Raw genomic sequence first — 26,757 nt, 5'->3', positions numbered from 1 at the left:
GGACGTTGTGGAACGTCGTGCCGGATCGGGGGCTTCTGAGGGACCTCCGGGGGAGAGGGAGCGACGTCCGGCACGCGCGTTCCCGGTGCGGTGTGTGGCAGCGCCGCAGGCATCCCTCAGAAACCCTTCAATGCGGCACAGCGGGTGTTTCACGTGAAACGGTCAGCGCGTGGCGCCCGTGACGACCCAGCGGCCGGAGCGCGTCCGCAGCCACAGCGTGGCCAAGCGGACGGTCATCATCAGTGTCATGGCCGCCCACAGGGCGGTGAGCCCGCCGCCGTAGACGGGAACGAGCAACGCCGCCGGGGTGAAGACCGCCAGGGTGACCAGCATCGCCCAGGCCAGGTACGGACCGTCGCCCGCCCCCATCAGGACGCCGTCCAGGACGAAGACGACACCGCAGACCGGCTGGGACAGCGCTACGACCACCAGAGCGGGCAGAGCCGCGTCCTTGACCGCGGAGTCACCGGTGAACAGAGGCAGGAAGGCCGGCCGGGTGACCACCACCAGCACGCCGAGCACGATTCCTACCGCGATGCCCCACTGGACCATGCGGCGGCAGACGTCCCGGGCCCCTTGTCCGTCGCCGGCTCCCAGACAGCGCCCGATGATGGCCTGTCCGGCGATGGCGATGGCGTCGAGGGCGAAGGCGAGCAGGCTCCACAGGGACAGGATGATCTGGTGAGCCGCGATGTCGGCGTCACCGAGGCGGGCCGCCACGGCCGTGGTGATCATCAGGATCGCCCGCAGTGAGAGCGTACGGACCAGCAGTGGTACGCCGGCCTGGGCGGAGGCCCTGATCCCGGCGAGGTCCGGGCGCAGTGAGGCGCCGTGCCGGCGCGCGCCCCGGACGACGACCACCAGATAGACGGCGGCCATCGCGCACTGGGCGATGACCGTGCCCCAGGCTGAGCCGGCGATGCCCAGGTCGGCACCGTAGACCAGCCCGGCGTTGAGAGCGGCGTTCGCCACGAAGCCCCCGACGGCGACGTACAGGGGAGTCCGGGTGTCCTGCAGACCGCGCAGGACACCGGTCGCCGCGAGCACGACGAGCATGGCGGGGATGCCGAGCGAGGAGATGCGCAGGTAGGTGGTGGCGTAGGGGGCCGCGGTGTCGGAGGCGCCGAAGAGTTCGACGAGCGACGGAGCCGTGGGCAGGACCACGGCGATGACGGCGGCGCCGAGCAGCAGGGCCAGCCAGATGCCGTCCATGCCCTGCCGGATGGCGGCCTGGAGATCATCAGCGCCGACTCGTCGGGAGACGGCAGCCGTGGTGGCGTAGGCGAGGAAGACGAAGATGCTGACGGCGGTGGTCAGAAGGGCCGAGGCGACGCCGAGGCCGGCGAGTTGCGCGGTGCCGAGATGGCCGACGATCGCACTGTCGGCCATGACGAAGAGCGGCTCGGCGACGAGGGCGCCGAAAGCGGGAACGGCCAGAGCGATGATCTCTCGGTCGTGCCGGGCCCGGGTGGGGCGGGAGCGCGCGGGGGCCTGTGTCATGAGCACCAATCTAATCTTCCACAGGTAAGAGATGCAAAGCAGTCGTGACCCTTACTTCTTGTCGCGGTGTGTGGATATCCGTGTACGGTCCACAACGATCTTGACCCGACCGGGCAAGTTTTTCTTCTGCACAGCCGGTGGATGGCGAAAGCGCTGGTCACAGCGGTCACGTTGGGAACGGCGAGGGCTTGTTCACAGGGCTGTCCACCGGGTCGTGCACAGGTTTCGCGGAGTTCTCCACAGCATCTGGGCCGTCGTCCACATGGCCTGTGGATAACCAGATTGGCTGACGGTGCCGACGGGCCTACGGTGGTCCGGCGCCCGCTCCGTCCACCGGTTCGCGAAACGGTATAAATCCGCCGCGGCGGAACCGGAGTTGGGCCTCTTATTTGTCAGTGCCGTGCCGTAGAACTGAGGGCACGGCGAGGTCCGCGCCGCGGACGGGAGGAGGTGGCTCGGTGAGCATTTCCGAGCCCTTGGACGAGCCGTGGGCCGACAGCGGCCCAAGCGATCGTCTGCCCGCCTCCCGCCGCCGGGGTGACGGGGCGCGGGGGCGCGACGACCAGCACGAGCGCGGCCGGGAGAGCGGGGTCTGGGACGGCGCGGGCCCGGCGTTCGAGCGGGTCCCCCCGCAGGACCTGGACGCCGAGCAGTCGGTGCTCGGCGGCATGCTGCTGTCCAAGGACGCCATCGCCGACGTGGTGGAGATCCTCAAGGGCCACGACTTCTACAAGCCGGCCCACGAGACGATCTACCAGGCGATCCTCGACGTCTATGCCAAGGGTGAGCCCGCCGACCCGATCACGATCTCCGCCGAGCTGACCAGGCGAGGCGAGATCAACAAGGTCGGCGGGGCGTCCTATCTGCACACCCTCGTCCAGACCGTACCCACGGCGGCGAACGCCCCGCACTACGCCGAGATCGTCCACGAGCGGGCCGTCCTGCGCCGCCTGGTCGAGGCGGGTACGCGGATCACCCAGATGGGATACGCGGCCGACGACGACGTCGACGAGATCGTCAACCGGGCGCAGGCGGAGATCTACGCGGTCACCGAACAGCGGACCAGCGAGGACTACCTGCCGCTCGGCGACATCATGGAGGGCGCGCTCGACGAGATCGAGGCGATCGGCTCGCGCAGCGGCGAGATGACCGGGGTGCCCACCGGGTTCACCGACTTCGACTCGCTGACCAACGGGCTGCACCCCGGGCAGATGATCGTCATCGCGGCGCGTCCCGCCATGGGCAAGTCGACGCTGGCGCTGGACTTCGCGCGGGCCGCGTCGATCAAGCACAACCTGCCCAGCGTCGTCTTCTCGCTGGAGATGGGGCGCAACGAGATCGCGATGCGCCTGCTGTCCGCCGAGGCCCGTGTCGCCCTGCACCACATGCGGTCGGGCACGATGACCGACGACGACTGGACGCGGCTGGCCCGCCGGATGCCGGACGTCTCGGCGGCTCCGCTCTACATCGACGACTCCCCGAACCTGTCGATGATGGAGATCCGTGCCAAGTGCCGACGTCTCAAGCAGCGCAACGACCTGAAGCTGGTCGTCATCGACTACCTCCAGCTGATGCAGTCCGGCGGCTCCAAGCGGGCCGAGAGCCGGCAGCAGGAGGTCTCGGACATGTCCCGTAACCTCAAGCTGCTGGCGAAGGAACTGGAGATCCCGGTCATCGCGCTCTCACAGCTCAACCGCGGTCCCGAGCAGCGCACGGACAAGAAGCCGATGGTCTCCGACCTGCGTGAGTCCGGTTCCATCGAGCAGGACGCGGACATGGTCATCCTGCTGCACCGCGAGGACGCCTACGAGAAGGAGTCGCCGCGCGCGGGCGAGGCCGACCTGATCGTGGCCAAGCACCGGAACGGTCCGACCGCGACGATCACGGTCGCCTTCCAGGGGCACTACTCGCGTTTCGTGGACATGGCGCAGACCTGATCCGGGCCGGTGCGGGGCTCCCGTCTTCGGTGGCGTCACCGCCGCGGTGCCCGGCAAGCAGGTCCAGCGGCTCGGGACAGAGCTCGGGCGGCACTCACCGCAGCGCGCTGGGTGTGAGCCGGCACCGATGGCAGCCGGCCTCCCTCGACGGCGGGCAGCGGGCCCACGACGCGGGGCACCACCCACCTACGCGGAGTCCGAGCGTGCCGTGACCGTGCGCGAGCGGGTGGAGCGGACGGCACCTGGCCCAGTTGGTGCTCGCGTGGGCCGTCGGCGGTGCCGGCGAGGGCCGGACCGCAGCCGGCCGGATCGCGTTCACGCGTTCCGGCCGGTTCCAGGGCTCCCGGTCCGCAGCGGCGCGGGCGGCACCGGCTCCCCGGAGCGGGCCCGCACCCCTGCCCGGCACCGAGCTCGGGTCGAGCTCCTGCCCGGCACCAACCCCAGGTCGGGTTCTTGCCCGGCACCGAACCCGGGTCGGTCCCCTGCCCGGCAGCAGCCAGTGCCGATGCCGCGGCCAGGCTGCGGGCAGCCGCGAGGTCCGGGAGAGACCAGGGTCGGCGGAAGTCGGTCCGTGGCGACGGAGCGCGGAAGGGCCGAGGTCACCGCCGGAATCCGCCGCCTGCCCCGAGGAGAGGCCGCCCTCGGGAGACGGATTCTCCGTGCCCCATGGTGGAAGGACCGGCCGTCCCGGCGAAATGAGTTCGACGCGGGCGGCCCGGGCGGGTGGACTGGGGCCATGACGTCATCTGAGGAAGAGCTGCTTCCCGCCACCCGCCGTGCGTTGCTGCACCGGATCGCCGTGGCCCAGTCCGAGGGCCGGGCGCCGTCCCTGACCGCCGCGGTCGTCCGGGGCGGGCGGGCCGTCTGGCACGGCGCGCGGACATCGGTGGACGGGCAGGTCCCGGACGCGGACGTGCAGTACCGGATCGGGTCGATCACCAAGACCTTCACGGCCGTTCTCGTGCTGCGCCTGCGGGACGAGGGGCTGCTCGACCTGGGGGACCCGCTGGAGGAGCACCTGCCGGGCACCGGGGCGGGGCAGGCCACGATCGCGGGTCTGCTCGCGCACACCGGTGGTCTGGCGGCCGAGACGCCGGCCCCGTGGTGGGAGCGGACCCCCGGTTCTCTCCGTCCCGAACTCGCCGATGTGCTGGGCGAACAGCCTCTCCTTCACCCGGTGGGCCGTCGGCACCACTACTCGAACCCGGGCTACACCCTGTTGGGCGCGCTGGTCGAGGAGGTGCGCGGGGCGCCCTGGGAGGACGTACTGCGGCGGGAGGTGCTGCAACCGCTGGGACTGAGGCGTACGAGTACGCGTCCCCGGCCGCCGCACGCGGACGGCTGGGCGGTGCACCCGTGGGCGGACGTGATGCTGGCCGAGCCCTTGGAGGACCTCGGGCGGATGGCACCGGCCGGTCAGCTCTGGTCCACGACCGCAGACCTGGCGCGGTTCGCCGCGTTCCTGACGCACGGGGACGACAAGGTGCTGAGCGCGGAGAGCGTGCGGGAGATGCGAGCGCCCGCGGCACCCGCCGAGGCGGCTGATGTCGGTGACGGCATGACGTACGGCCTCGGTCTGCAGATCCAGTACGGGGACGGACGGATGCTGGTGGGGCACTCCGGCTCGCTGCCGGGTTTCCTGGCCAACCTCACCATCGGTGTCGAGGACGATGTCGCGGCAGTGGTCCTGGCCAACTGCACCTCGGGCCCGCGACTGTCCGCGGTGGGTGCCGATCTGGTCCGTATCGTCGCGGAGGCCGAGCCGCGGATTCCCGAGCCTTGGCGGCCGTTGCCGGAGGCCGACGCGTCGGTACTGGAGCTGACGGGGCCGTGGTACTGGGGTACGAACACCTTCGCCCTGCGGCTCACCGCCGATGGGGGCGTATCCCTGGAGCCGTTGACGGGCGGCGGCCGGCGTTCCCGGTTCCGGCCCAACGGCGACGGTACCTGGCGCGGTCTGGAGGGCTACTACGCCGGTGAGCTGCTGCGGGCCGTGCGGCGTCCGGACGGGACCGTGAGCCATCTCGACCTCGGGTCGTTCGTCTTCACGCGGCGGCCGTACGACGAGGACGCTCCCGTGCCGGGCGGGGTGGACCCGCGGGGGTGGCGGGGGATCGGCTGAGTGGCGGGAGTGTCCTGTTTCACGTGAAACAGGACATCTTCCCGGCCTTGTCGGAGCTGGAGCTTCCTTGTCAGAGCTGGAGCTTGAAGCCCACGTGGGACGCCGAGAAGCCCAGCCGCTCATAGAAGCGGTGCGCGTCGGTGCGGCTGCCGTCGGAGGTCAGCTGCACCAGGGCGCATCCAAGGCGACGTGACTCATCGATCGCCCACTGGATGAGCTGTGTCCCCAGTCCGCTGCCACGGTCGTCGGCGTGGACGCGTACGGCCTCGATGACCGACCGGGTCGCGCCGCGACGGGACAGGCCGGGGATGACGGTCAGCTGGAGCGTCCCCACGACCCGCCCGTCGCGGACGGCGGTGACCAGTCGCTGGTTCGGATCGGTGCTGAGCCGATCGAAAGCGGCCAGGTAAGGACTCAGATCGCCGGGCGACTCGCGCTGGGCGCCCAGCGGATCGTCGGCGAGCATGGCGACGATCGCGGCGACGTCCTCCTCGACGGCCGGCCGTATCTCGAGATTCCCCATGGCCCGCACTCTACGCAGGGAGGCGGACAGGGACGGTGGTTCTCGGCGGGCTCAGGCGGGCAGCGGTGCCTTCAGGGTCTCGATGGCCCGGACCAGCGGAGCGATGTCGGGGTTCCGCGAGGCTTCGTCGAGGGCTTCGCGCAGAGCGGTGTCATTGGTGGGCCGGGCTTCCCTCAGCAGCTTCAGGCCGTCCTCGGTGACATTGGTGTAGATGCCGCGACGGTCGGTGGGGCAGAGGTAGCGCTCCAGCAGGCCACGGTCCTCGAGGCGGGTCACCAGGCGGGTGGTGGCGCTCTGGCTGAGCACGACCGCGTCGGCGACCTGCTTCATCTGCAGATGCCCTCCGTCACCGTCGTGCTGGCGGCTGAGCACGTCGAGCAGGGAGTACTCGCGCACGCTGAGGCCGTGACCGGCCTGCAGGGCGCGCTCGATGTGGGCCTCGATCCTCCCGTGGAGCAGGGAGAGGGCGCACCACCCCTGGGCGAGAGCGGTGAGTGCGGGGTCTGTCGCTGTCATGGCGTTCCTCCGTCCCGGAGCGGCTGAGACAAGAGTAAGCCAGAAATGCAATAGACGGCGTGTGCAAGTATTCCGCGCCGACGCCTTTCGTTGGCGTGGTCCGAGCGCCCCCGCGATCCCAGGGAAGGCGTACTCGCCCCTGTCTCTCGCGCTTCTCGCCCTGGCGATCGGGGCTTTCGGGACCGGACCGGCCGAGTTCCTGCTCGCCATGGTGATGACCGCCCCGGATTCAGAGGCACGGGACACCGGTCCTGGTCTCCGCCGTGGACATCGCTGCCTTCAGCCTGGGCAACGCGCTGTCCGCCTGGCTCGGTGGGCTCGTCATCGCCGTCGGCTCCGGTTGCGCAGCCCCGAACCTGGTGGGTGCCGTCCTGGACGCGGCGGCCCTGGTCCTCGTCCCTCTCCCGCTCGCGCTCGAACGGCACGCCGGTGCTCCCAGCGCCGTTGTCGCGGGCTCCCCGCCGGCCGAGGCGCGGACCGCCGTCCACCGCACGGCTCCCGCCACCGGTTCCCCGCCCCGGTCTCCCGGCCGAGGCGGTCGCGGGACCCCGCACGCAACGGGCCCCGCGGTTCCTCCCCCGTAAGGAACCCACGCCGAAGGAGGAGCCCTGTGAGCACCACCACCGGCGACCTGGTCGAGGCGGTCCGGTCCGGGGCGCCTTCCGCACGCCGCCCACCGTGCTGGACCGGCCGCCGTTGTTCATCGCGGGCGGTGTGCCGACCCAGCACGACGCCTGGCTGATCGGCGCCATCGGTGTCGGCGACGGGGCCCGGAGGAGGACCACGCCTTCACCTCGGTCGCCGAGCACTTCCCGGCCTGAAGCCTGGCGGCCTGACGGCCTGGCGTCCCAACGGTCTGACGTCCTGACGGGCGGACCGACGGACGGACCGGGCCGCACGGTTCACGGACCGGTGCGCCTTTGGCCCGGCCCCGTTCGCCGGGCGGGCCGGACCAGGTCAGCCGGCCGCCACCGTCAGCGGAGCGAACCGGCGGTTCCAGTCCCCCGGCAGCTCCGTGATGCCATGGGTCATCACGGCGCTGTGGGCGACGGACGACAGGCCGTGGGCCTTGGCCCAGGCCAGCAGTTCCCCGTGCCGCACATCGATGTCCGTGCACAGCGGGCCGTCGATCCGCGCGGCGAGGGAGGCGAACAGGGCCTTGGCCGTCTCCGTGTCACGGGCGATGAGCGGGCCCACGACATGACTGTCCGTGTTGGGCCAGGCCGCGGCGTAGCCGATGAGCCGGCCGTTCTCCTCCGCGACCCGGAACCGGTCGGCGAAGGCGGGCAGCCGCGCGAGGATGTGCGTGCGATCCGCTCCGAAGACCTCCTCGTCGAGCCGCAGTACCGAGGTCAGGTCGTCGGCCGTGGCCGCGCGCGTGGCGATCCCGGACGCGGGGCTGCCGGGCGTGAAGCGTCCGCGGACCATTTCCGCGCTGCCGGTGACCTTGAAGCCCAGCTCTTCCTGGAGCGGCCGTCCGCTCGGTGTCGCGTGCAAGGTCAGCGGCGTGGGAGCCGTCGTCGACATGATGTGGCGCATGAGCCGGCGTCCGACTCCCCGGCGGGCGTGCCGTGCGGCGACCAGCACCATGCCGACGGCCGCGAGTACCGGACGCCCGGGAGGGCCGTACTCGGTGACGGTGCAGGCGGCTACCAGTCCGCCACCGGGATCGTCGATGCCGTACCCCTTCCCGGCCGTGAGGAGCAGGCCCCACTTGTGTTCTTCGCGGGGCCGGCCGCGGTCCTCGGAGAGATCGGCGCACGCGGCGAGATCGCGGAAGGTCAGGCGTCGGATCGGCAGGGCGGCGAGCGAAGGAGTCGGCACGCGGATCAGGCTGTCCGACGGCGGCCTCCGCCGTCCACCTGTTTCCGGCGGGACCCACGGGCTTTCGGACTTGTCGTGGGAGGCGCGTCCGGCCAGGTGGTCCCGCGGCGGAACTCCACCTCGGCGCGGGGGACTGAGCGGGCCGGTCTCAGCCCAGGTCCGGGGCGTGCAGGGCACGTACCCCCTCGATGTTGCCGTCCAGATAGTGCCGCAGGGACAGCGGGACGAGGTGGACCGAGGCGATACCGACCCGTGTGAACGGCACCCGGACGATCTCGTACTCCCCGGCCGGCTCCTCGACCTCGGGGCCATGGCGCAGGGCCGGGTCCATGGACTCCAGCCGGCAGACGAAGAAGTGCTGCACCTTCACGCCCGTCGCGCCGCCGTCTTCGCCGATGTGCTCCACCGTGTCCACGAAACAGGGCACCACGTCGGTGATCTTGGCGCCGAGTTCCTCGTGCACCTCGCGGTGCAGGGCGTCGACGACGGTCGAGTCCTCCGGCTCGACTCCGCCGCCGGGGGTGACCCAGTAGGGATCCACACCAGGCTTGGTGCGCTTGATCAGGATCAGGTCGGCACCGTCCAGGAGCACGGCACGGGCGGTGCGCTTGACCACGGGTCGGTCGGTCATGGGGGAAATGTGGCCCGGCCGGTTCCACGTGAAACATCGCGGGACGCTCCCGGCCGGGCCGCTCAGTCCCAGTCGGCGGCAGCCTGCAACAGCCACTCATGGGCCCGTGCGATGTGCGGCATCGCCAGCGTGCCGGTGCGCACCGCCAGGAAGTACGTCCGCAGCGGCGGCACCGCCGGGTCATGCAGGCAGACCAGGTCACCGCGGAGCAGCGCCTCGGCGCCCAGGTAACGGGGCAGTACCGCCAGTCCGGCACCCGCGACGGAACAGGCGAGCACCGCCCGCAGGTCGGGGACGATGATCGTCCCTGGAGCGGTCGGAGACGCGTCGAAGACGGAGGCCCAGTAGCGGGCCACGAAGGGCAGCGACTCATGCACCTCGACCACGGGGACGCGCTCCAACGCGGAGGTTTTGGCGCCGGCCCGCTGGGCGGCACCGATCCGCTCGGCCCAGCGGGGGGCGGCGACCAGGACGTGTTCCTCGTCGCAGAGCGGAGTCGCCGTGAGCAGAGCACCGCGCGGACGGGCCGTGCTGATGGCCAGATCATGATGTCCGGCGGCCAGCCCCTCCAGCGTCTCGTCCGCGTTGCCGAAAGAGGCGCGCAGGGCGAAACCCTGGCTGTCCCCGCCGGTGAGCTCCGTGAGCGCGGGCAGGGCCCGCTCGGCGGTGAACTCAGGGGGGCCGGCAAGGTGCAGCGTCCGTAAGGACGACTCGTCGTCGAGGCCGGTCTCGGCTATCTCGACCAAGGCGTCGAGGTGGGGTGCGGCCTTGTGCGCCAGTTCGTCACCGATGGTCGTGGGGGTCACGCCGCGGGCCTGGCGCAGGAAGAGCGGCCGGCCCAACTGACGTTCCAGCGTTCGGATCTGGGAGGTGACGGCGGGCTGGGAGAGGCCGAGCAGAGCAGCGGCACGGGTGAAGGAACCGGCCCGGTGCACCGTCACGAATGTCCGCAGCAAGGCCAGATCCACGAAAACCCTTCCCCTCTTCCGCCCTTCCCCGGCCCCTCGGCACCGCCCAACTATAAATATGTCGATAGGACCCTGTCGCTACTGTGATTGGACACTGACACAGAGTCAACTAGCCTTGTGCACGAGGTTCTTCGCGCGCGGAACCGAGGGCGGTCCGAGCCACGAGGGGGGAGGCCCGGACCGCCCGCCCCGCCCGGGACACGGCCAGGTCAGTCCACGGACACGTCCAGCGCCCGCAGCAGATCGGCCACCAGATCCTCCGGGTCCTCGGCACCGACCGACAGGCGGACGAAGCCCTCCGGTACCGCGTCACCGCCCCACCGCCCGCGCCGCTCCGCCGTGGACCGTACGCCGCCGAAGCTCGTCGCGTCGTCCACCAGGCGCAGCGCGTCCAGGAAACGATCGGCACGCGCGCGCGTGGGCAGCGTGAAGGACACCACGCATCCGTAGCGGCGCATCTGCCGCGAGGCGATCTCGTGCGACGGGTCGCCGGGCAGCCCCGGGTACCGCAGCCCGGTGACCTCCGGCCGGGTCCGCAGGACCTCGGCGACCTTCAGCGCGGTGGCGTTCTGCCGGTCGGCGCGCAGCTGGAGGGTGGCGAGCGAGCGGTGGGCGAGCCACGCCTCCATGGGGCCGGGGACCGCGCCGACGATCTTGCGCCAGCGCCGTACCGCGGTCATGGCCTCGCCACCGCGGCCGGCGACGTACCCCAGGAGGATGTCGCCGTGGCCGGTGAGCTGCTTGGTGCCGCTGGCCACCACGAAGTCCGCGCCGAGCTCCAGCGGGCGCTGCCCCAGCGGCGTGGCGAGGGTGTTGTCGACGGCGACCAGCGCGCCACGCGCGCGTGCCGCCTCGGCGAGCCGCCGGATGTCGCAGACGTCCAGGCCGGGGTTGGAGGGCGACTCGATCCACAGCAGCCTCGCCCCGTCCAGCACGTCGAGCTGGGCGTCCCCGCCGGTCGGCGCGGTGCGCACCTCGATGCCGTAGGCCTCCAGCTGCGCGCGCACCAGGGGCAGCGCCTGGTAGCCGTCGTCGGGCAGCACGAGCGCGTCCCCGGCGCGCAGCTGGGAGAAGAGCACCGAGGAGATCGCCGCCATGCCCGAGGCGAACACGAGCGTCTCCACGTCGTCGCGGCCCGGTGCCTCCAGCCCGCCGATGGCGCTCTCCAGCAGCGTCCAGGTCGGGTTCTCGTCGCGGCCGTACGTGTACGGACCCGTGGGGTCACCCGGCAGGTGGAAGTGGGCGGCGAAGACCGGGCCGGGCAGGGTCGGCTCGTGCTTGACCGGCTCGGGCAGCCCGGCGCGCACGGCGCGCGTGCCGTCACCGGCGTTCCTCGGCAGCGCCGCCTCTGCGGAATCGCGCCCATGGGGAGCGGAATCACTCATGCCGCCTGTCCTTCCACTTGCTCACGTACGGCGGCGAGCAGACCGTCGCTCGCCGCCTCCACCATCTCAAGGCACTCCTCGAAGCCGTCCAGGCCCCCGTAGTACGGGTCGGGCACGTCGAGGTCGTCGGCGCGGGCGTCGGGATCGTAGGACCGCAGCAGGCGCACCTTGGCCGCGTCCTGCTCGGTGGGCGCCAGCCGGCGCAGCGCCCCGAGGTGGCCGGAGTCGAGGGCGATGACGAGGTCCAGGCGGGAGAACCAGGAGGCGTGGAACCGCCGGGCCGTGTGGTCGAGGGTGTAACCGCCGGCCGCCAGGACGTCCATGGCGCGCGGGTCCGCGCCCTCGCCCTCGTGCCAGCCGCCGGTGCCGGCGCTGTCGGCCTCGACCAGGCCGTCGAGCCCGGCGTCCGCCACGCGCGCGTGGAAGACGGCCTCGGCCATCGGAGAGCGGCAGATGTTGCCGCTGCAGACGAAACAGACGCGGTAGGTCATGGAGTCAGTCCTTGTCGGGCAGGACCACGTTCAGGGCCCAGGAGACGATCGAGACGATCAGGCCGCCGAGGACGGCGGTCCAGAACCCCTCCACATGGAAGCTGAGGTCGAGCGCGTCGGCCAGCCATGAGGTGAGCAGCAGCATCAGCGCGTTCACCACCAGGGTGAACAGGCCGAGGGTCAGGACGAACAACGGAAACGTCAGCACCTGGACGACCGGCTTCACCAGAAGGTTCACCAGGCCGAAGACCAGCGCGACGAGGATCAGCGTGGTGGTCTTCTCGCCGGTGCCGCCCCCGGTCAGTGTGATCTTGTCGATGAGCCACACCGCGACCGCCAGGGCCGCCGCGTTGGCGACCGTCTTGACTAGGAAATTCTTCATGTGTCTGATCGTGGCAGACACGATCGGCAACCAATGGTGAAGCAGGGGCGGACGAGGCGATGAAGGCATTCCGGCTGGACGAACTGGAGGCGGAGCGCGCCGCCAACGACGGTGCCTACCTGCAGTTCCTGCGGGAGCGGAACATGTCGGTCGGGCTGTACGCGCTCGACGCGGGGACCTCCGACCCGCAGCAGCCGCACGCGCAGGACGAGGTGTACTTCGTCGTCAGCGGCCGGGCCGCGATCACCGTCGGCATGGAGACGACCGAGGTGGCCCGCGGCAGCGTGGTGTACGTGCCGGCCGGGGTCGCCCACAAGTTCCACCACATCAGTGAGGACCTCAGGGTGCTGGTGGTCTTCTCGCCGCCCGAGGGCTGACCCGGACGGCCCGGGGGCCGAGCCGCGGTCCGCGGGTTCCCTAGGGGAACGGTCAGGGGAGGACAAGGGCTGCCGGGCCCCCGTGCCGGACATCCGCCGCCTAGCATCGGGTGCAGGACATCAGGATTCCCGGACACCGGGAGGTCCCCCGGGAACGGGAGAGACGAGGACGAGGGCGATGCGTGAGATCTTCGGGGAACTGCCGTGGTGGGTGAAGTGGATCGCGGTGCCGGCCATCGCCCTGGTCGTGTTCGGCGGCATGATCGCCAGCGTGGCCACCTTCGTGATCGGGCTGCTCTTCAAGGTGCTGGTCTTCGTGGCCCTGGTCGGCGGACTTATCTACATCGTGCGCAAGTTCATGTCGAGTTCCTCCTCGCGCGGCGACTGGTGAGGCCGGTGGGGCACCGGTGGGGGTGACGGGAACCGTCGGTTCCCTCGCGCGAGGGACATTTCCCGGGCAGGCCGCCTGCGAGCGGTGACAGGCGGTTAAAGTCCGGAACTCCAGGCGGGGGCGACCCCGCAGCGGCGTACACCCCCACCCGTGTTCCCCGCAACGGCTGCCCCCTCGCTCCGGGAGTGACCCTTGGCCACGGCTGACACCGCACCCGTCCATCCGCCCGCGCTCCCCGCACAGCCCCGCCCCGCGGCGCCCACTGCGGAGGCCCCGGGCCCATCCTCCAAAACCCTCATCGGCTCCGTACAGCGGGCGATGCGCCTGCTGGAGTGCGTGGCGGGGCACCGGTACGGCGCCCCCGCCAAGCAACTGGCCCGGGAGACCGGGCTGGCCCTGCCCACGGCGTACCACCTGCTGCGCACCCTGGTGCACGAGGGCTACCTGCGCCGCGACAAGGGCCTGTTCTTCCTCGGTGACGCGGCCGAACGGCTGAGCAGCAGCGGAACACAGCAGAAACGTCGCAGCACGCTGGCGGAGGCCCTCGCGGGGCTGAGCGAGACGATCGGCGCCCCCGTGTACTACGCGATGTACCGCGACGGGGAGATCGACATCCTGTGTGTCGCCGACACGCCGGGCGCTCCCGCGGTCGAGCAGTGGGCGGACTTCCGCGAGACCGCGCACGCGCACGCGGTCGGACAGTGCCTGCTGGCACAACTGGACGAGGAGGGCCGGCGGGACCACCTGGAGCGCCATCCGGTGCGGCCCGTCACCCGGTACACCGTGCGCGACGAGCACAGCCTGCTGAAGCGGCTGGAGCGCGTGGGCCGTACCGCACCGGTGACCGAGTACCAGGAGTACGCGCTGGGCACGGTGTGCGGGGCGATCCCGCTCACCGTCGGCAGCACGGCGACGACCGTCGCCATCTCCCTGCCCGTGCGCCAGGCCGACCGGCTGCTGCCGGCCCTGCATCAGTTGCAGGGCGAGGTGGGGCGGCTCCTGGGGTCGTTCTCGCTCTCTATCAGCATGTGAAAACTAACTCCTTGTGATCTGGTGTGTACGTTCAGCAAGATGCCACCAGTGTTAGAGGTTGATTCCCGGCCAGTCGACGGCGAATGACGGGGTATGCGATGCGTGAGTCCGTACAGGCAGAGGTCATGATGAGCTTTCTCGTCTCCGAGGAGCTCTCCTTCCGTATCCCGGTGGAGCTGCGCTACGAGACCAGTGATCCCTACGCCGTGCGACTGACCTTCCACCTGCCCGGTGACGCCCCGGTGACCTGGGCCTTCGGGCGTGAGCTGCTGATCGACGGGGTCGGCCGGCCCTGCGGCGACGGCGATGTGCGCATCTCGCCGGTCGACCCCGAGCCCCTGACCGAGGTGCTGATCCGTCTCCAGGTCGGTGCCGACCGGGCCCTGTTCCGCTCCTCGGCGGCGCCGCTCGTGGCCTTCCTCGACCGCACCGACAAGCTGGTGCCGCTGGGCCAGGAGGGGATGCTCGCCGACTTCGACGCTCACCTCGACGAGGCGCTGGACCGCATCCTGGCCGAGGAACAGAGCGCGGGCTGAGGCGTTCCGACGGCTTCGAGCGGTGGCGTAACGCTTCGCCGGGCGGCGGCCACCGCGCCGGAACGATCCTGCGGAGCGGCCCCGCGGTGGCGCCACCGCGCACGGCGGCGTCCTCGCCCGCATACGTGATCGCCCTCCCCGCTCACGGCGACGGCTCCACCCGCATACGTGATTCCCCCCACCGCTCGCCGCTCGCCGCTCGCCGCTCGCCGCTCACCGCTTACGGCGGCGTCCCCGTCCTCCGCGAGCCATGGCCGGGGCAGCCCCCGCAGGGGTTTCGCCGGTGCCGGGGCCCGGCCGGTCGGCCGAGACGACCAGCGCCGCGAGAGCGGTCGTGACCGGTACCGACGCCACCAGGCCGATCGAACCGACCAGCGTGCGCACGATCTCCTCCGCGACCAGCTCGCTGTTGGCGACCGAGCCGACGCTGCTCTGCGCGATCGAGAACAGCAGGAGCAGCGGCAGCGCGGCACCCGCGTAGGCGAGGACGAGCGTGTTGACGACGGACGCGATGTGGTCCCGGCCGATCCGGATGCCCGCGCGGTACAGACCCCGCCGGCCCATCGTCGGATTGGCCTCGTGCAGCTCCCAGACCGCCGACGTCTGCGTCACCGTCACGTCGTCCAGCACACCGAGCGAACCGATGATGACCCCCGCCAGCAGCAGACCGCTCATGTCGATCGACGGGTACAGGCCGTGGATCAGGCCGGTGTTGTCGTCGGTGTCCCCGGTCAGCGCGGCCCAGCCGATGAAGAGCGAACCGAGAACGCCGATCAGCACCAGCGAGACCAGGGTGCCGAGCACCGCCACGGACGTACGGGCCGACAGCCCGTGGCACAGATACAGGGCGATCAGCATGATCGCGCTCGACCCGATCACGGCCACGAGCAGCGGGTTCGAGCCCTGCAGGATCGCGGGCAGGACGAAGAAGTTGAGCACCAGGAAGCTGATGGCCAGCGCGACCAGCGCCATCACGCCCCGCAGCCGCCCCACGATCACGACGGCGAGGGCGAAGACCCCGGCGAGCAGTGCCATCGGGAACTCGCGGTCGATGTCGGAGACCGAGTACTGCAGGTCCTTCGGCGCGGAGGGCTCGTAGGAAACCACGACCTCCTGGCCCTGGCTCAGCTGCCGGGACTGGTCGGGCTGCACGACCTCGGTGAACGTACGGCCCTTGTCCTTGCCGGTGTCGACCCGGATCGTCGCCTTCTTGCAGGTGCCGTTCTCCTGCTGCTGCGCCGAGGAGCCCTCCGCGGTGGAGGTGTCACCGGTGGAGGGCAGGGTGGAGCCGTTCACGTCCTGGCAGCTCATCGCCGTCACCTTGGTGACCGTGGCCTGCTGCGTCTGCCGGTCGAACCCGACCCCGGTGCGTTCGTGCTCCGGAGCCCCGCCCGGCCACAGCAGGGCCAGCCCCACCACGACGGCCGCGGCGAAGGGGACCAGGACCGCCGCGATGACCTTGCGCAGACGCAGGGAGACGGGGGCCGCCGGACCATGGCTGTGCGAGTGCCCGTGCCCACCACCTACGGGGCCGTGTCCACCACCTACCGGGCCGTGACCGCCGTCCCCGGGACCGTGCCCCCCGCCGCCACCGGGCCCAGGGCCTTGTCCTCCGCCCGCCCCCGCGTTCGGGCTCCCCTGTCCGTACTCCTGTTTCCGCCCGAGTTCCTGCCCCTGCCCGTGCCCGAACCCCTCCCCGTGCCCCTGGATGTGCCCCTGGACGTGCCCGCGGCCGTGCCCCTGTTCCCGTGCCCGGACGGGCTCCTGGCCCTGTCCGGGGCCCGTGGAGGAGAGGCCGTCACCGCTCCGGGCACGGCCGCCGTCATCGCCTGCCGTGCCCGGTCCGCGGCGTGGTTCGGGAGGAGGGAAGGGGGGATGCTGCGTCGTGGTCACGGCCCGATCATCGCAAGAACGAAGGGGGCCATCTGTTCACCGCGCCCGAATTGACGCTAGCGTGGGGGCACCTTTTGTACACGCGGGAGCTCGGAGCACCGGGCTGAGAGGGCGCTGACCTCCGTCCCAGCGATGTTTCACGGGAAACATCACCGAAGTCGAGTGATGTTCCCCACGGAACGTCGGCGGACGGATACCGCTGCGTCGACCGCTGAACCTGTTACCGGGTAATGCCGGCGTAGGGAGTAGGTCTCATGACCATCAAGGACGCACGCACGCCTGCCTCCGCGCGGAACGAGGCCGGGACGTCCATCGGCTGGCACAAGGCGTATGTCGAGGGCTCACGCTCCGACCTGCGGGTGCCGGTCCGTCAGGTGCATCTCACCAATGGCCGGTCGGTCACGCTGTACGACACGTCGGGCCCGTACACCGATCCGCTCGTCGACACCGATGTGCGCAGGGGACTGCCCCCGCTGCGCGAGAACTGGATCGTCGCCCGCGGCGACACCGAGGAGTACACGGGCCGGCCCGTCCGCCCCGAGGACGACGGCATCAAGCACACCTCTCCGCGCGGGGGACTGCGCAACCTGGACGCGGTCTTCCCCGGACGCCCGCGTCAGCCCCGGCGTGCCCGCGGCGGGCAGGCGGTGACCCAGCTCGCGTACGCACGCCGCGGCGAGATCACCCCCGAGATGGAGTACGTGGCGATCCGGGAGAACGTCTCACCGGAGGTCGTGCGCGAGGAGATCGCGGCGGGACGGGCGGTGCTGCCGGCCAACGTCAACCACCCGGAGATCGAGCCGATGATCATCGGCAAGCGGTTCCTGGTGAAGGTCAACGCCAACATCGGCAACTCGGCGGTGACCTCCTCCATCGAGGAGGAGGTCGAGAAGATGACCTGGGCGACCCGCTGGGGCGCCGACACGGTCATGGACCTCTCCACCGGCCGCAACATCCACACCACCCGCGAGTGGGTGCTGCGCAACTCCCCCGTGCCCATCGGCACGGTCCCCCTCTACCAGGCCCTCGAAAAGGTCGACGGCAGGGCGGAGGAGCTGACCTGGGAGGTCTACAAGGACACGGTCATCGAACAGGCCGAGCAGGGCGTGGACTACATGACGGTCCACGCGGGCGTGCGCCTGCCGTACGTACCGCTGACCGCCAACCGGAAGACCGGCATCGTCTCGCGCGGCGGCTCGATCATGGCGGCCTGGTGCCTGGCGCACCACAAGGAGTCGTTCCTGTACGAGCACTTCGAGGAGCTGTGCGAGATCCTCGCCGCCTACGACGTCACGTACTCGCTCGGCGACGGCCTCCGGCCGGGGTCGATCGCGGACGCCAACGACGAGGCGCAGTTCGCGGAGTTGCGCACGCTCGGGGAACTCAACCGGATCGCGAAGCGTTTCGACGTACAGACCATGATCGAGGGACCGGGACATGTCCCGATGCACAAGATCAAGGAGAACATCGACCTTCAGCAGGAGATCTGCGATGAGGCTCCGTTCTATACGCTCGGCCCGCTGACCACCGATATCGCGCCGGCCTACGACCACATCACCTCCGGCATCGGCGCCGCGATGATCGCCTGGTGGGGCACGGCCATGCTCTGCTACGTCACGCCCAAGGAGCACCTGGGCCTGCCCGACCGCGACGACGTCAAGACCGGGGTCATCACCTACAAGATCGCCGCTCATGCCGCCGACCTCGCCAAGGGGCACCCGGGTGCGCGGGAATGGGACGACGCGCTGTCCGACGCCCGGTTCGAGTTCCGGTGGGAGGACCAGTTCAACCTCGCCCTGGACCCGGACACGGCACGGGAGTTCCACGACGAGACGCTGCCGGCGGAGCCCGCGAAGACGGCCCACTTCTGCTCCATGTGCGGGCCGAAATTCTGTTCGATGAAGATATCGCAGGACATCCGTCGCGAGCACGGTGGCGGCAAGGGGGAGATCGAGGCGGGCATGGCTCAGAAGGCGAAGGAGTTCGCGGAGGCGGGCAACCGCGTCTACCTGCCGATCGCGGACTGACGGGGCAGGCGGAGGCGTCCACCCGGTGCGCCACCGGCGTGCGCTCCCCCGGGGCGGGTCCTGCCCGCCGGAGAGCGCACCCCGGCGGTCACTCGGGCCGGTGTTCCGGGCCGCCGAAGTCCGGGCTGGAGTAGTCCGGGCTGGAGTAGCTCGGGCGCGGACCGGTGGCCGAACCCCCCTCGGGGCTGCTGAACCCGGGACGGCCGTAGCCGAGTCGCGGCATCCGGCCGGACGGCGCGGGCGGTGCGGGCGGCGTCGGCGGTGCCGTACCGCCGGCCGTCGCCGCCGACGCCGCGGCCGGGTCGGCCAGGGCGTCCCGCAGGAACGGCACGATGCCCTGCTCCAGCAGGGCCGTACGCCAGGCTTCCCTGGCCCGCCTCACCTCGCCGTCGCGTTCGCCGTACGCCGCGGCCTCGGCCGAGGGACGGTTGCGCAGCGCGGTGGTCAGCAGACCGACGGCGGCCACGAGGACGGTGATCGCGGTCAGGGCGCCGAACACCCACCCGGCGGTGAGCATGGTGCGGGCGAACGCCTGCTTCGGCGCGATCATCCTCAGCGCGTACCCGACGAGCAGGAAGATCGCGGCGGCGGTACCGGTCAGGACGGGAGCCAGCACCGTGACGACGGCGCCCGCGCCCGCGCCGGCGGTCTCGGCGGCCTCGCCCATGGTGGCGGTGATCCCCGTCGAGTGCGTACCGGACTCGGCGGTGCCCGGTTCGCGGGCGGACGCCGGCGAGACGGACGGTGCCGGGTGACGCAGTTCCTCGCGGACCTTCACGTAGTGCTGGTACTCGGTCGCCGCCGCCGCGGTGATCAGGGCGGTGGCGCTGAGCGCCATGGCGCGCAGTTGCTCCGGGCTGAGCCGCTGCCCCACAGCGGCCAGTTCCGGACGGTGTGGTGCGGAGCGCAGCGCCTCGTTGAGAAGCCGCTCGTATTCCTGGCGGTCCTCGTTCAACAGGTACTGCGGAACGCTGTTCATGTGCATCCCCCGATGCTCCGTAGGGCTTGGGGCTCGCATGCCGACGAGCCGTCGGGCAGAAACGGAGGGGAGCCTGCTACGGATAAGCCGATGGTAGAGCGGTGACGCCGCGCGGTGACAGGGGGTTTCCAGAAAATGGGTGCCGGCCCGTGTGCCCGCCGTCGGTGCCCGGGCCGTCCCCGGAACGCTCAGTCGGGCATCGGCAATTGCTGGACCAGCAGTTTTCCGGCCATGGTCACGCCGCCGTCCATCGCGATGGCGAGTCCGTCGGCGTAGACATGCGGTCCTTCGACCGTCGGACCGGAGTCGTCCTCGCCGTCCTCGGACCCGACCTCGCCGAGCAGATACGGGATGGGGCTGTGCCCGTGCACGACGCGGGTTCCGCCGTAGGTGTCCAGCAGTGAGCGCACGGCGTCGGCGCCGCCCTCGTCGCGGAAGGAGAAGCGCTTGGTGAACTTGCGGAAGAGGTCCCACACCTCGTCCGCGTCGTTGCGCGTGAGCGTGTCGTGGATGGTGTCGTTGACCTCTTCGATGGAACCGCCGTAGTCGAGGTAGGCGGTGGTGTCGGAGTGGACGAGGAGGTGACCGTCGACCTCCTCCACGGCGTCGAGCCGGGCCATCCACTGCAGATGGTGGTCCTGGAGGCGGTCCATGTCGGTCTTCTGGCCGCCGTTCAGCAGCCAGGCCGCCTGGAAGGTGGCGGTGCCCGCGCCCGAGTTGACCGGCGTGTCGCCGAACCGCTTGGCGCCGAGCAGCAGCAGCTCGTGGTTGCCCATCAGCGCCTTGCAGTAACCGCCGGCCGCGGCGGCCTCCGCGGACAGCCGCATCACCAGGTCGATGACACCGATGCCGTCCGGGCCGCGGTCGGTGAAGTCACCGAGGAACCACAGGCGGGCGGTGCCCGCGCACCACTGGCCCTCGGCGTCGATCAGTTGCTGCTCCTGGAGCGCGGCCACCAGCTCGTCGAGATAGCCGTGCACGTCACCCACGACGTACAGCGGTCCGGGACCGGTGGCGGGCGGCGCCGCAGGCGCCGGTACGGGCTCGGCGGCCACCTGGGCCGGGTCCTGCCGGCCGATGACGGGCAGGTCGCGCTCGGTGGGGGTGTACCCCTCCGGTACGGCCGTCTCGGGCGCCGGGACGGTGTCACCGGGGTGCGCGCCCTGGCCGTACGGACCGGTCTCGTGGACGTACGCGGGTACTCGGAAGTCGCGCAACGTCGCCGTCCGCTCCACCTCGGGTCCCTGACCGGCCCCCTGAGTCATCGACCCCTCCACCATCGCGCCGCACCTGCACCGCTTCGGACTGCCTGGTCGCAGCGGCCCGCGGTGTCGTGGGCCCATCATAGGAATGCGGATCGCGCTGTGTGATGACCCAGGGGTGGTGAATCGGAACAGGTCCCCGTCGTGACGCGGCTTTCGCCCCGATTGGCCCGCTCTTCTCCTGCCCCTCAGTCACCTCACGGTCACCTCTCGGCCTCTCTTCCCCCGCCCGTCTCCGGTCCCGGAGAGGGGGAGCGCTCCCGCGGCCCCTCCTCGCGAGGGAGCGCTCCCGCGGTCCTACTGGCCCCCGGGTGAGCGTGGCGGGCTGACGGTCGTGCGGGGCGGCCGGCGCTGTGAGGAAGTCCGCACGATCAGTTCGGTCGGTATCACCTGCTCGACCGGCCGGTTGGACTCGACGCTCTCGATGGCGTCGATCAGCAGCTGCACCACGGCCGTGCCGATGCGGCGCGGCTTGAGCGACAGGGTCGTGATGGGCGGCTCGGTGTTGGCGTACACGGTGGACTCGCTGCAGCAGACCAGCAGCAGGTCGTCGGGGACGCGCAGCCCGTAGCGGCGGGCCGCGGCGAGCAGGTCGGTCCCGTTGGGGTCGAAGAGGCCGTAGACGGCGTCGGGCCGGTCGGGGCGGGCGAGCAGCCGGTCGGCGGCGACGGCGCCCGCGCACGGGTCGTGCGCCGGGTAGGCCTCGTAGACCGGGTCCTGGCCGACGCGCTCGCACCAGCGCAGGTACGCGGTGGTCGACAGATGGGTGTAGGTGTCGGTGGTGGTGCCGGTGAGCAGGCCGATGCGGCGGGCGCCGGCGTCGGCGAGGTGGTCGAGGATGCCGAGGACGGCCGCCTCGTGGTCGTTGTCCACCCAGGCCGTGACCGGGAGCGCGCCGGCCGGGCGGCCGTCGGAGACGACCGGCAGGCCCTGGCGGACCAGTTCGCTGACGACCGGGTCCTGGTCGGAGGGGTCGATGACCACCGTGCCGTCCAGGGCGACGTTGGACCACACGTCGTGGCGGGAGGTCGCGGGGAGGATGACCAGCGCGTAGCCGCGGGCCAGCGCGGCCGACGTGGCGGCTCGCGCCATCTCGGCGAAGTACGCGAACTCCGTGAAGGTGAAAGGTTCATTCCCGTATGTCGTCACCGTCAGGCCGATGAGTCCCGACCTGCCGGTGCGCAGCGTCCGGGCGGCGGCCGACGGCCGGTAGCCCAGCCGGTCGGCGACCTCGCGGACATGGCGGCGGGTGGCGTCCGGGAGCCTGCCCTTGCCGTTGAGGGCATCGGAGACGGTCGTGATGGAGACTCCGGCGGCGGCGGCGACGTCTCTGATGCCCGCCCGGCCCGGCCGGCTGCCTCGACGTGAGGTTTCCGCGCGGCTCACCTGGTGCTTCCCTGCTGCTGTCATGGCGAGCCGATAGTAGGGCTCATGGAGTGGGGTAGGGCGGGCGCATATGCACGCGTTGACAGGCACGTTTCTGCATGGCCGAGATGGGTCAACTTCCTTTGAATGAAAGTCAGTTATGACTTCTGACCCACGGACGTAGCGTGTCAGTGCGTGCGGGCCTGCCAAGAGTGCGATGTTGCGAAGAGGTCTCAACTCACCACTACGGGGGACGCGCGCCACGGCGCGAGCTACCGGCGCATAGATATATGTAGGGGCGCCCCTGTGGAACGTACGCCTTCGGGTGCCGATGCCCCTGATGTCGGTGGGGCGGGGCGGGCCCGCCCTCGCCTGTACGCGCCGGAGCCGAATCCTCATAAGGTGAGAAGTACGGGAAGCCGGTGGTGGTCACGAGGAGGAGTGCGGTGAGCGAGACGAGCCCCAGGTTGCGCGCCGAGCTGGAGGGGATCCCCACCTACAAGCCGGGCAAGCCCGCGGCGGCGGACGGGCCGGCGGCCTACAAGCTGTCCTCCAACGAGAACCCGTATCCGCCGCTGCCGGGTGTGATGGAGACGGTCATGGCGGCGGCCGGAGCCTTCAACCGCTACCCGGACATGGCCTGTACGGGGCTGATGGCCGAGTTGTCCGAGCGGTTCGGCGTCCCGGCCTCCCACCTGGCCACCGGCACCGGTTCGGTGGGTGTCGCCCAGCAACTGCTCCAGGCGACGGCGGGCCCCGGTGACGAGGTGATCTACGCCTGGCGCTCCTTCGAGGCGTACCCGATCATCACGCGGATCAGCGGCGCGGAGGCGGTCCAGGTGCCGCTGACGCCGGGTGACGTGCACGACCTGGACGCCATGGCCGACGCGGTCACCGACCGGACCCGGCTGATCTTCGTCTGCAACCCCAACAACCCGACCGGCACGGTGGTGGGGCGCGAGGAGCTGGAGCGGTTCCTGGACCGGGTGCCCGGCGATGTGCTGGTGGTGCTGGACGAGGCGTACCGCGAGTTCATCCGCGACCCCCGGGTGCCGGACGGCATCGAGCTGTACCGCGGGCGGCCCAATGTCTGCGTGCTGCGGACCTTCTCCAAGGCGTACGGGCTCGCCGGGCTGCGGGTCGGTTTCGCCGTGGCCCATGAGCCGGTGGCGGCGGCGCTGCGCAAGACGGCGGTGCCGTTCGGGGTGAGCCAGATCGCACAGGAGGCGGCGATCGCCTCGCTGCGGGCCGAGGACGAGCTGCTGGGCCGGGTCGGCTCGCTGGTGTGCGAGCGCACGCGCGTGGTCGAGGGCCTGCGGGGCCAGGGCTGGACGGTGCCGGAGACGCAGGCCAACTTCGTGTGGCTGCGGCTGGGGGAGCGCACGGTCGCCTTCGCCGAGGCCTGTGAGCGGGCCGGCGTGGTGGTCCGGCCCTTCCCGGGCGACGGTGTGCGGGTGACGGTGGGGGAGAACGAGGCGAACGACATCTTCCTGAAGGTGGCGGAAGGGTTCCGCAAGGGGCTGTAGGAGGCGGGCCGGGGCGGGCTGGGCTGGGCTTCGGGTGCGGGCTGGGCCGGGCTGGGCTGGGCTTCGGGTGCGGGCTGGGCTGGGCTGGGCTGGGCTTCGGTCGCGGGCCGGGCTGGGTTTCGGGTGTGGTTCGGTCTGGCTTCGGGCTGTGCTCCGGGCTGCGGTTCGGCTGTGCTCCGGCCGTGTTCCGACTGTGCCTCGGGCTGCGGTCCGGGCTGTGCTTCAGGTGGCGAAGGGCGCCTCGCGGAGTGGTGTTGGTCACTCCGCGAGGCGCCCTTCGTGCGTCCCTTTCGCGTTCGTTTCACGTGAAACGGGCCTTCCGTACCAGGTGCGGCACTCAATGGCTCCTGGGAAGGGCCTCCCGAGGGGTTGACGTCACAGGGGACCCCCCTTCCTGTACCGAAAAGCGGTAGGTCATAATTGCTTGTGAATGTGAACGCGTTCACAAGCGTGTCGGATCGCTCCCGATATGGGTGTGTCGTACACGCACAATCTGTCGCTGACCACGGCGATGTGAGGAGAGTGACGACGTGGACTTGGCCCTGGCGCCGGAGACCCTGGCGCGCTGGCAGTTCGGCATCACGACCGTCTACCACTTCCTGTTCGTGCCCCTGACGATCTCGCTGGCCGCCCTCACGGCCGGCCTGGAGACCGCCTGGGTGCGCACCGGCAAGGAGAAGTACCTCCAGGCCACGAAGTTCTGGGGCAAGCTCTTCCTGATCAATATCGCGATGGGCGTGGTCACGGGCATCGTCCAGGAGTTCCAGTTCGGCATGAACTGGTCCGACTACTCCCGCTTCGTCGGGGATATCTTCGGTGCGCCGCTGGCCTTCGAGGCGCTCATCGCCTTCTTCTTCGAGTCGACCTTCATCGGCCTGTGGATCTTCGGCTGGGACAAGCTGCCCAAGAAGCTCCACCTGGCCTGCATCTGGATGGTCTCGATCGGCACGCTGCTGTCGGCGTACTTCATCCTCGCGGCCAACTCCTGGATGCAGCACCCCGTCGGGTACCGGATCAACGAGGAGAAGGGCCGGGCGGAGCTGACCGACTTCTGGCAGGTCCTCACCCAGAACACCGCGCTCAACCAGGTCTTCCACAGCTTCTCCGCGGCCTTCCTCACCGGTGGCGCCTTCATGGTCGGCATCGCCGCCTTCCACCTGCGGCGCAAGAGGCACATCCCGGTGATGCGGACCTCGCTCCGCCTCGGCCTGGTCACCCTCGCCGTCGGCGGCATGCTCACCGCGATCAGTGGCGACACCCTCGGCAAGGTCATGTACGAGCAGCAGCCGATGAAGATGGCCGCCGCCGAGGCGCTGTGGGACGGCGAGCAGCCGGCGCCCTTCTCCGTCTTCGCCTACGGGGACGTCGACGAAGGGCACAACAAGGTCGCCCTGGAGGTCCCGGGCCTGCTGTCCTTCCTCGCCCACAGCGACTTCGACTCGTATGTGCCCGGCATCAACGACACCAACAAGGCCGAGCAGGAGAAGTTCGGTCCCGGCGACTACAAGCCCATCGTCCCCGTCGCCTACTGGGGCTTCCGCTGGATGATCGGCTTCGGGATGGCGTCCTTCACCCTCGGCCTGGCCGGACTGTGGCTGACGCGGAAGAAGTTCCTGCTGCCGGCCGCCTGGCGGACCGGTGACGACGAGGTGCCGCGGCTGGTCCTGCTGAAGAAGCCGCTCGGCGACCGGCTCACCCGGCTGTACTGGCTGCTGTCCCTGTGGACGATGGGCTTCCCGCTGATCGCCAACTCCTGGGGCTGGATCTTCACCGAGATGGGCCGGCAGCCCTGGGCCGTCTACGGCCTCTTCCAGACCCGCGACGCGGTCTCCCCCGGTGTCTCACAGACCGAGGTCATCATCTCGATGGCCGCCTTCACCCTGCTCTACGCCGTCCTGGCCGTCATCGAGGTCAGGCTGATGGCGAAGTACGTCAAGGCCGGCCCGCCCGAGCTCACCGAGGCCGACCTCAACCCGCCCACGAAGATCGGCGGCGAGCTCCGTGACGCCGACAAGCCGATGGCCTTCTCGTACTAGGCGCAAGGGAGCTGCACAGTCATGGAACTGCACGACGTCTGGTTCGTCCTGATCGCCTTCCTGTGGACCGGCTACTTCTTCCTGGAGGGCTTCGACTTCGGGGTCGGCGTCCTGACCAAGCTGCTGGCCCGCGACCGGCCCGAGAGGCGGGTGCTGATCAACACGATCGGCCCGGTCTGGGACGGCAACGAGGTCTGGCTGCTCACGGCGGGCGGCGCCACCTTCGCCGCCTTCCCCGAGTGGTACGCCACCCTGTTCTCCGGCTTCTACCTGCCCCTGCTGGTCATCCTGCTGTGCCTGATCGTCCGGGGCGTGGCCTTCGAGTACCGGGTGAAGCGGCCCGAGGAGCGCTGGCAGCGCAACTGGGAGCACGCGATCTTCTGGACCTCGCTGATCCCCGCGTTCCTGTGGGGCGTGGCCTTCGGCAACATCGTCGGCGGCGTGAAGATCGACCGGGACCTGGAGTACGTCGGCACCCTCGGGGACCTGCTCAACCCCTACGCCCTGCTCGGCGGAGTGGTGACGCTGACGCTGTTCACCTTCCACGGGGCGGTGTTCACGGCGCTCAAGACGGTCGGCGAGATCCGGGAACGGGCGCGGAGGCTGGCGCTGCGCGTCGGACTGGTCACAGCCGTGCCGGCGCTGGTCTTCCTGCTGTGGACGCAGGCGGACAGCGGCGACGGCGCGAGCCTGGTCGCGCTGGTGGTGGCCGTCGCCGCACTGGTCGCCGCGCTCGTGGCCAACCAGGCCGGACGCGAGGGATGGTCGTTCGCGTTCTCCGGCGTCACCATCGTGGCCGCCGTGGCCATGCTGTTCCTGACGCTGTTCCCGAACGTCATGCCGTCCACGCTGAACGCGGACTGGAGCCTCACCGTCACCAACGCCTCGTCCAGCCCGTACACCCTGAAGATCATGACCTGGCTGGCGGCGATCGGAGCGCCCGTCGTCCTGCTCTACCAGGGATGGACGTACTGGGTCTTCCGTAAGCGCATCGGTACCCAGCACCTCGCCGAAGCCACGCACTGAGTCCGGGCGCCGAGTCCGGCCGGGGAGT

23 protein-coding genes and 1 pseudogene are annotated in these 26,757 nt (G+C 70.6%); 11 read left to right on the top strand and 13 right to left on the bottom strand.

Features of this window, described 5'->3' with window-relative positions:
• Window positions 1–162: 162 nt before the first annotated feature.
• The gene (locus tag ACY1JF_RS09625) at window positions 163–1,500 is read right to left on the bottom strand and encodes an MATE family efflux transporter (RefSeq protein ID WP_462704586.1); all 1,338 of its coding nucleotides are present in this window, start codon (window positions 1,498–1,500) and stop codon (window positions 163–165) included.
• Window positions 1,501–1,958: 458 nt separating this feature from the next.
• On the opposite strand from ACY1JF_RS09625, the gene dnaB reads away from it, so the two are divergent.
• Both dnaB and ACY1JF_RS09615 read left to right on the top strand, forming a co-directional pair.
• Window positions 1,959–3,437: a replicative DNA helicase gene (dnaB, locus tag ACY1JF_RS09620; RefSeq protein WP_462704585.1), complete on the top strand. Its 1,479-nt coding sequence runs from the start codon at window positions 1,959–1,961 to the stop codon at window positions 3,435–3,437.
• A gap of 736 nt (window positions 3,438–4,173) precedes the next feature.
• Window positions 4,174–5,559, top strand: coding sequence for a serine hydrolase domain-containing protein (locus ACY1JF_RS09615; RefSeq protein WP_462704584.1), 1,386 nt, complete (start codon window positions 4,174–4,176; stop codon window positions 5,557–5,559).
• Window positions 5,560–5,629: 70 nt separating this feature from the next.
• Here the strand turns inward: ACY1JF_RS09615 and ACY1JF_RS09610 are convergent, their stop codons facing one another.
• Window positions 5,630–6,082, bottom strand: a complete 453-nt coding sequence (locus tag ACY1JF_RS09610) for an N-acetyltransferase family protein (protein WP_462704583.1) — start codon at window positions 6,080–6,082, stop codon at window positions 5,630–5,632.
• A 51-nt stretch (window positions 6,083–6,133) separates the two neighbouring features.
• Complete coding sequence (locus ACY1JF_RS09605) at window positions 6,134–6,598, bottom strand: MarR family winged helix-turn-helix transcriptional regulator (protein ID WP_462704582.1); 465 nt, start codon at window positions 6,596–6,598, stop codon at window positions 6,134–6,136.
• Between the two features lie 230 nt (window positions 6,599–6,828).
• On the opposite strand from ACY1JF_RS09605, the pseudogene ACY1JF_RS09600 reads away from it, so the two are divergent.
• Window positions 6,829–7,086, top strand: a pseudogene (locus ACY1JF_RS09600) (MFS transporter); the annotation flags it as partial.
• 469 nt (window positions 7,087–7,555) lie between these two features.
• On the opposite strand, the gene ACY1JF_RS09595 reads toward ACY1JF_RS09600, so the two are convergent.
• The 6 genes from ACY1JF_RS09595 to ACY1JF_RS09570 form a co-directional block, all read right to left on the bottom strand.
• Window positions 7,556–8,422 (bottom strand): GNAT family N-acetyltransferase, encoded by an 867-nt coding sequence (locus ACY1JF_RS09595; protein WP_462704581.1) that lies wholly within the window; start codon window positions 8,420–8,422, stop codon window positions 7,556–7,558.
• Window positions 8,423–8,570: 148 nt separating this feature from the next.
• A complete protein-coding gene (locus tag ACY1JF_RS09590) occupies window positions 8,571–9,053 on the bottom strand; it encodes an NUDIX domain-containing protein (RefSeq protein ID WP_462704580.1) in 483 nt (160 codons plus the stop codon).
• Window positions 9,054–9,115: 62 nt separating this feature from the next.
• Window positions 9,116–10,021: a LysR family transcriptional regulator gene (locus ACY1JF_RS09585; RefSeq protein ID WP_462704579.1), complete on the bottom strand. Its 906-nt coding sequence runs from the start codon at window positions 10,019–10,021 to the stop codon at window positions 9,116–9,118.
• 209 nt (window positions 10,022–10,230) lie between these two features.
• Entirely contained in the window at window positions 10,231–11,406 is a 1,176-nt protein-coding gene (locus ACY1JF_RS09580) for a cystathionine gamma-lyase (RefSeq protein ID WP_462704578.1), read from the bottom strand.
• Window positions 11,403–11,897, bottom strand: a complete 495-nt coding sequence (locus ACY1JF_RS09575; protein WP_462704577.1) for a low molecular weight protein-tyrosine-phosphatase — start codon at window positions 11,895–11,897, stop codon at window positions 11,403–11,405. Before ACY1JF_RS09575 ends, ACY1JF_RS09580 begins: the two co-directional genes overlap by 4 nt.
• Before the next feature lie 4 nt (window positions 11,898–11,901).
• Window positions 11,902–12,279, bottom strand: a complete 378-nt coding sequence (locus ACY1JF_RS09570) for a phage holin family protein (protein ID WP_462704576.1) — start codon at window positions 12,277–12,279, stop codon at window positions 11,902–11,904.
• 59 nt (window positions 12,280–12,338) lie between these two features.
• On the opposite strand from ACY1JF_RS09570, the gene ACY1JF_RS09565 reads away from it, so the two are divergent.
• The 4 genes from ACY1JF_RS09565 (at window position 12,339) to ACY1JF_RS09550 (ending at window position 14,615) form a co-directional block, all read left to right on the top strand.
• Window positions 12,339–12,656 carry a cupin domain-containing protein gene (locus tag ACY1JF_RS09565; protein ID WP_215169647.1) on the top strand — a complete coding sequence of 106 codons (318 nt, stop codon included), beginning with the start codon at window positions 12,339–12,341 and terminating at the stop codon, window positions 12,654–12,656.
• A gap of 178 nt (window positions 12,657–12,834) precedes the next feature.
• The gene (locus ACY1JF_RS09560; protein ID WP_462704575.1) at window positions 12,835–13,047 is read left to right on the top strand and encodes a DUF5326 family protein; all 213 of its coding nucleotides are present in this window, start codon (window positions 12,835–12,837) and stop codon (window positions 13,045–13,047) included.
• A gap of 192 nt (window positions 13,048–13,239) precedes the next feature.
• Window positions 13,240–14,079: an IclR family transcriptional regulator gene (locus tag ACY1JF_RS09555; protein WP_462704574.1), complete on the top strand. Its 840-nt coding sequence runs from the start codon at window positions 13,240–13,242 to the stop codon at window positions 14,077–14,079.
• A gap of 98 nt (window positions 14,080–14,177) precedes the next feature.
• On the top strand, window positions 14,178–14,615 hold the full coding sequence (locus ACY1JF_RS09550; RefSeq protein ID WP_462704573.1) for an SsgA family sporulation/cell division regulator: 438 nt from the start codon (window positions 14,178–14,180) through the stop codon (window positions 14,613–14,615).
• A 213-nt stretch (window positions 14,616–14,828) separates the two neighbouring features.
• On the opposite strand, the gene ACY1JF_RS09545 is transcribed toward ACY1JF_RS09550, so the two are convergent.
• The gene (locus ACY1JF_RS09545) at window positions 14,829–16,508 is read right to left on the bottom strand and encodes a YibE/F family protein (protein WP_462704572.1); all 1,680 of its coding nucleotides are present in this window, start codon (window positions 16,506–16,508) and stop codon (window positions 14,829–14,831) included.
• A gap of 254 nt (window positions 16,509–16,762) precedes the next feature.
• Here ACY1JF_RS09545 and thiC point away from each other — a divergent pair, with 254 nt between their 5' ends.
• Window positions 16,763–18,535: a phosphomethylpyrimidine synthase ThiC gene (thiC, locus tag ACY1JF_RS09540; protein WP_462704571.1), complete on the top strand. Its 1,773-nt coding sequence runs from the start codon at window positions 16,763–16,765 to the stop codon at window positions 18,533–18,535.
• 88 nt (window positions 18,536–18,623) lie between these two features.
• On the opposite strand, the gene ACY1JF_RS09535 is transcribed toward thiC, so the two are convergent.
• The 3 genes from ACY1JF_RS09535 to ACY1JF_RS09525 form a co-directional block, all read right to left on the bottom strand.
• Window positions 18,624–19,520: a hypothetical protein gene (locus tag ACY1JF_RS09535; protein WP_462704570.1), complete on the bottom strand. Its 897-nt coding sequence runs from the start codon at window positions 19,518–19,520 to the stop codon at window positions 18,624–18,626.
• Window positions 19,521–19,702: 182 nt separating this feature from the next.
• Window positions 19,703–20,794: a metallophosphoesterase gene (locus tag ACY1JF_RS09530; protein WP_462704569.1), complete on the bottom strand. Its 1,092-nt coding sequence runs from the start codon at window positions 20,792–20,794 to the stop codon at window positions 19,703–19,705.
• 279 nt (window positions 20,795–21,073) lie between these two features.
• Window positions 21,074–22,186: a LacI family DNA-binding transcriptional regulator gene (locus ACY1JF_RS09525; RefSeq protein WP_462704568.1), complete on the bottom strand. Its 1,113-nt coding sequence runs from the start codon at window positions 22,184–22,186 to the stop codon at window positions 21,074–21,076.
• A gap of 401 nt (window positions 22,187–22,587) precedes the next feature.
• Here ACY1JF_RS09525 and hisC point away from each other — a divergent pair, with 401 nt between their 5' ends.
• The 3 genes from hisC to cydB all read left to right on the top strand — a co-directional run bounded on the left by hisC (window position 22,588) and on the right by cydB (window position 26,729).
• Window positions 22,588–23,667, top strand: a complete 1,080-nt coding sequence (hisC, locus tag ACY1JF_RS09520; protein WP_462704567.1) for a histidinol-phosphate transaminase — start codon at window positions 22,588–22,590, stop codon at window positions 23,665–23,667.
• A gap of 530 nt (window positions 23,668–24,197) precedes the next feature.
• On the top strand, window positions 24,198–25,703 hold the full coding sequence (locus ACY1JF_RS09515) for a cytochrome ubiquinol oxidase subunit I (protein ID WP_462704566.1): 1,506 nt from the start codon (window positions 24,198–24,200) through the stop codon (window positions 25,701–25,703).
• 21 nt (window positions 25,704–25,724) lie between these two features.
• The gene (cydB, locus tag ACY1JF_RS09510) at window positions 25,725–26,729 is read left to right on the top strand and encodes a cytochrome d ubiquinol oxidase subunit II (RefSeq protein WP_462704565.1); all 1,005 of its coding nucleotides are present in this window, start codon (window positions 25,725–25,727) and stop codon (window positions 26,727–26,729) included.
• Window positions 26,730–26,757 lie beyond the last annotated feature (28 nt).

It is taken from the genome of Streptomyces sp. SYSU D01066-1 (assembly GCF_054956795.1).
The sequence above is the reverse complement of the archived record's forward strand: the minus strand, read 5'-3'. Positions and strand labels throughout refer to the sequence as shown.